The 5,328-nt window shown below is 41.7% G+C and carries 5 protein-coding genes; all 5 read right to left on the bottom strand.

What is annotated here, in order from left to right; genetic code table 11:
- Window positions 1-113 precede the first annotated feature (113 nt).
- Window positions 114-1,385 (bottom strand): phosphoribosylamine--glycine ligase, encoded by a 1,272-nt coding sequence (gene purD, locus ACH2DQ_RS25360; RefSeq protein WP_394916016.1) that lies wholly within the window; start codon window positions 1,383-1,385, stop codon window positions 114-116.
- Window positions 1,386-1,488: 103 nt separating this feature from the next.
- Window positions 1,489-2,115, bottom strand: coding sequence for a phosphoribosylglycinamide formyltransferase (purN, locus tag ACH2DQ_RS25365; protein WP_394916014.1), 627 nt, complete (start codon window positions 2,113-2,115; stop codon window positions 1,489-1,491).
- Complete coding sequence (gene purM / locus ACH2DQ_RS25370; RefSeq protein ID WP_394916013.1) at window positions 2,109-3,134, bottom strand: phosphoribosylformylglycinamidine cyclo-ligase; 1,026 nt, start codon at window positions 3,132-3,134, stop codon at window positions 2,109-2,111. Before purM ends, purN begins: the two co-directional genes overlap by 7 nt.
- 83 nt (window positions 3,135-3,217) lie before the next feature.
- Complete coding sequence (gene purE / locus ACH2DQ_RS25375; protein ID WP_394916012.1) at window positions 3,218-3,721, bottom strand: 5-(carboxyamino)imidazole ribonucleotide mutase; 504 nt, start codon at window positions 3,719-3,721, stop codon at window positions 3,218-3,220.
- A 382-nt stretch (window positions 3,722-4,103) separates the two neighbouring features.
- A partial coding sequence (locus ACH2DQ_RS25380) for a galactokinase (protein ID WP_395028620.1) occupies window positions 4,104-5,328 on the bottom strand: 1,225 nt, incomplete at its 5' end.

Below are 5,328 nucleotides of genomic sequence, written 5' to 3' on the forward strand. Positions count from 1 at the left end.
GTTCCAAACTTATGCCCCTGCATACCGCAGACGGGTCTGCGGTACTGCTTCAATAGAAAGTATGGAACGCTTTTTGCTCCAAACTTTACCCCTTTTCATTATTTTGGCAGGAACTATGCCTCGTCAATCGCCTTGCCAATATCATTTCGGTAATATTTGTTATCAAATGAAATCCAGTCAACTGCTTTATAAGCATTGGCCCTGGCTTCTTTTAAATCAGCACCTTTTGCGGTTACACCAAGAACACGTCCTCCATTTGTCACGATCCCCTGATCTGTGGCTTTCGTGCCTGCATGGAACACATAGTATCCTTCTTTATCTTTAAAGTTTTCAAATCCAGTGATGGTAAGCCCTTTATCGTATTTCACCGGATATCCGTCGGATGCCAGTACCACACAGACAGCTGGATTGTCTTCAAACTGCAGGTCAATCTGGTCTAAAGTACCATCTATACAAGCCTCAAATACATCTATGATATCGTTTTTCATTCTTGGCAGCACAACCTGGGCTTCCGGATCACCGAATCTTGCATTGTATTCCAGTACCTTTGGTCCTTTATCTGTGAGCATCAGTCCAAAGAAAATAATACCTTTAAATTCCCGTCCCTCTGATGCCATAGCATCCACGCTGGCCTGGTATACATATTGATTGCAGAAATCGTCTACTTCCTTTGTATAGAACGGGCTTGGTGAAAATGTACCCATACCGCCGGTATTCAGACCGGTATCCCCATCACCTGCACGCTTATGATCCTGAGCACTGGTCATGGTCTTAATTGTTTTGCCATCCACAAAAGAAAGTACGGATACTTCCCGTCCCGTCATAAACTCTTCTACAACCAGGCGGTTACCTGCACTTCCAAACTGTTTGTCCAGCATTATTGCTTTGACGCCTTCTTCTGCCTCTTCCAGGGTATTGCAAATCAGAACACCCTTACCAAGTGCCAAACCATCTGCTTTTAATACGATGGGGTATTCAGCAGTCTTCAGATACGCAAGAGCTGCCTTTGGATCGTCAAAATTCTCATAACCGGCTGTGGGAATATTATACTTCTTCATCAGATCCTTGGAAAATGCTTTGGAACCTTCCAGTATCGCTGCATTTTTACGCGGTCCGAATACTCTTAATCCTTCTGCTTCAAACGCATCTACTACTCCACCTACCAGCGGATCATCCATACCTATTATAGTCAGGTCAATTTCTTTTTCTTTGGCAAATGCCACCAGTTTCTCAAACTCCATTGCACCAATATCTACACATTCAGCATATTCTGCAATTCCTGCATTTCCCGGTGCACAGTAAATCTTATCTGCTTTTGGGCTCTGTGCTACTTTCCAGGCGATGGCATGTTCTCTGCCGCCGCTGCCTACGATTAGTATTTTCATGAATTCGTTTCCTTCTTTCATTTTTAATCCCGCTGCATATCACATTACAGTTATATCTGCGATAATGCATAAAACATCGTAACATGTTACAAACAGACTGACTCTAATCTGCAATCCAAACTTTATGATCCTTTACAGATATCCTGCCGTTTGCAATTAAGTTTATTGCTTCCGGCATAATTTTCCACTCTGCTTCCATCATGACACGCTGCTGCAATTTTTCCGGTGTATCATCCTGGTGCACATCTACTGCTTTTTGTAATATAATCGGACCTGTGTCCGTACCTTCATCCACAAAATGTACCGTTGCGCCTGTCACTTTCGCTCCACGCTCCAGCACTGCTTCATGCACTTTCAAACCATAATATCCGGTTCCGCAGAAAGCTGGTATTAATGCAGGATGTACATTAATAATCTTATTTGGAAATGCCTGAACCATAATTTCCGGTATTACCACCAGACATCCAGCCAGTACAACCAGATCGGCATCATGGGACTGTATCGTTTTCAGAAGATCCTCATTAAATGCACTGCGTTTTTCATAATCTTTTGGCGAAACACATACATGGGGTATATGGTTCTGTTTTGCTCGCTCAAGAGCAAATGCATTTTTGTTGTTGCTGATTACAACGGCAATCTCCGTGTTTGTAATGCTTCCATTTGCTATTCCGTCGATAATTGCCTGGAGATTGGTACCGCCTCCAGATACCAATACTGCAATTTTTAGCATAATGTTACTCCTTTTTCACCTGCTTCAATCTGGCCTACTACATAAGCGTTTTCTCCGGATGCTTCAATTGCCTTAACAGCTGCATCTACGTCTGCCGGATCTACTGCAACGATCATACCAAGACCCATATTATAAGTATTGTACATCATTTCTTCTTCAATTTGTCCTTCACGGGCAAGCATTTTAAAGATAGCCGGTACCTCATAACTGTCTTTCTTTATTACGGCACGAACTCCGTCAGGAAGCATTCTCGGTACGTTTTCATAGAAGCCGCCGCCAGTAATATGGCTGCATCCCTTGATTGTAACCCCTGCCTCTTTTACATTTCTGAGTGCTTTTACATAGATCTTCGTAGGTGCGATAAGCGCTTCTCCCAGAGTCTTTCCCAGTTCCTCATGATAAGTTTCCAAAACGTCTTTTTCCATTTTAAATACTTTACGTACCAGCGAAAAACCGTTGCTATGTACACCGGATGATGCAATACCAATCAGAACATCACCTGATTTTAATTCTTTACCGGTAATCAGATTTTTCTCATCTACTACTCCTACTGCAAAACCTGCAAGATCGTATTCATCTTCCGGATAAAAGCCTGGCATTTCTGCAGTTTCACCGCCAATTAATGCCGCATTAGACTGTTCACATCCGTTTGCCACACCACTTACAATTGTCGCAATCTTTTCCGGTACATTTTTACCACATGCGATATAGTCCAGGAAAAATAATGGTTCTCCGCCTGCACACGCAATATCATTAACACACATAGCAACACAGTCAATTCCTACCGTATCATGTTTGTCCAAAATAAATGCCAGCTTCAGCTTTGTACCAACGCCATCTGTTCCTGACACCAGCGTAGGCTTCTCCATATCTTTAAATGCACTCATGGAAAACGCACCTGAAAATCCGCCGATATTGGTAAGAACCTCCGGTCTCATAGTTTTCTTAATATGTTCCTTCATAAGTTCTACGGACTTGTATCCCGCTTCTATATCAACGCCTGCTTTCTTGTAATCCATTATTGTTCTTCCTCCTAAAGTGGTTTTTCTATTATACTCTTAAATTGTGAATTTGCTGTGATTGGCTAATTACAAATTTATGGTTATTTATATTCTTTATAACCAACTTCCTGTAATTTTGCATCTTTTGCCATAACCTGCTCTTTTAATTCTGCTGAGTATGTTTTTAATCTTCCTAATAATTCTTCATCGGATGTAGCAAGGATCTTTGCTGCTAAAATACCTGCATTCGCTCCTCCGTTAATTGCTACAGTCGCAACAGGAATTCCGGATGGCATCTGTACAATAGAGTAAAGTGAATCTCTTCCTCCAAGGGATGATGTATGCATAGGGATACCAATAACAGGCATTGGGAAAATAGCTGCGCACATACCTGGCAGATGAGCTGCCATGCCCGCTCCTGCAATAATTACTTTCCAGCCTTTTTCTTCTGCAGATTTTGCATATTCAAAAAATACATCTGGCTCTCTGTGAGCTGAAAGGATATTTATTTCATATTCTACACCTAGTTTGTCTAAAATATCAGCTGCCTTAGCCATTACCGGCATATCTGAGTCGCTTCCCATTACAATTCCTACTTTTGCCATTGTACATATCTCCTTTTATCGATTGTTTTTCATTTTTTATCGAATGCTTCGCTTTTATTCTACTAAGAGTTTGGGACATTGTCAACAAAATCGCAAAATCATTTTTGGAATTGCTCCCTTAATATAGAAAAAAGTTACTGTTCACACCCTACGGATGCTCACAGTAACAGCCTCTGCCCATATAAAGTCGCCATTGGCGAGGGGCAGATGCCCGAATGCCGCCACTTTATTGGCTCCGACACCGTGCAGCCAAGTGCTCGGCAAGGTCTGAACAGTAACAAAAAGAACATTCCGGCGGGTTTATTCCCAGAGAATATCTCCGCCAATCTGTCCTTTTAAAGTGAATTATATCTTTTCAATATCCGAAACGAATCTACGCTCTTTAACCTTCATTTAAATCCATGTGTATCGCACCATATTTCCTGATATTCATAACATATACACAGCCTTCACCCAGCTTCTCTTCCATATACTTTTCATACTCTGCCGTATATTCTTTTGGAAGCAAAGTAAGGATAACTCCTGCAAAACCACCCCCATGTACACGGCATGCCCCGCCTTGAATTCGATCCAGAAACAGTTCGGTCAGCGCCAGCGCAACCGTTACGGACTGCTCGTCATAGTTCTCTAAGGAATAGCAGTTCTGCAGCCATTTCCATGAGGAATTGCCGGATGCGGTAATTAACCTTAAAAATTCATCATATTGCTGGCCTTTCAGTGCTGCTACCTGTGCATCCACCCGCTGGTTTTCCGTAAAGAAATGCAGTGCACGCATAACGGCACGGTCTCCTGCGCTCTTGCGAACCTCTGTGACATTCTTCAAAAATTCTTCCAGCGATACTTCCGATAAGGTTTCTTTCCCAAAGAACGCCGCTGCTTTTTTCATTTCGATTGGTACAGAAGAGTATTCCGCACTCAAGTCAGCATGTCCTTTTCCTGTATTTACAATAATTAAGTCGTAGTTGATACTGTCAAAACTAAAATCAATTTTTTCAATAACAGGCTGATCGGGATTTTTGAAATCCATTGCAACGATTCCGCCGCAGGCACATGCCATCTGATCTAGAAGTCCGGACTGCTTGTTCCAGTATTTATTTTCCGAATATTTACCGATTTTTGCATATGCAACGGTATTCAATTTCAGATCGTTAAAGAAGTAATCTACCATACTGCAGATTAACATTTCAAACGAAGCAGAAGAACTTACTCCCGCAGCCCCAATAACATTAGTGGTAACATAAGCATCAAAACCACCAATTGCATAACCTTCTTCAATAAAACCTTTTAAAATTCCCTTTAACAGATCCGGTGTTCCTGCATGTTCTTCAGAAGGCTCCAGATCATCTAAACTGATTTGTAAGTGCTGGTCATAGGTTTCACTGATGATGTTCACCATATTGCTGTTATTTTTACTTGCCGCTGCTACACAATCTAACTGGATACTTCCAGCCAAAACTTTTCCATGATTGTGATCTGTATGATTTCCACCGATTTCTGTTCTTCCCGGTGCGGAAAAGAACTCGAATTCCTCATTCTTAAATTCCTCTGCAAATTTTTCTGCAACATGCTGATATCTTGCAGCATTCTCTGTAATTTTATCTTCTCCA

The sequence above is a fragment of the Robinsoniella sp. genome (genome assembly GCF_034124845.1).

Bases quoted from the DNA above. Each gene is read 5' to 3' on its own strand.
- purM (WP_394916013.1), bottom strand. From the start codon at position 3,134: ATGGATTACAAGAAAGCAGGCGTTGATATAGAAGCGGGATACAAGTCC.
- purD (WP_394916016.1), bottom strand. From the start codon at position 1,385: ATGAAAATACTAATCGTAGGCAGCGGCGGCAGAGAACATGCCATCGCC.
- purN (WP_394916014.1), bottom strand. From the start codon at position 2,115: ATGCTAAAAATTGCAGTATTGGTATCTGGAGGCGGTACCAATCTCCAG.
- purE (WP_394916012.1), bottom strand. From the start codon at position 3,721: ATGGCAAAAGTAGGAATTGTAATGGGAAGCGACTCAGATATGCCGGTA.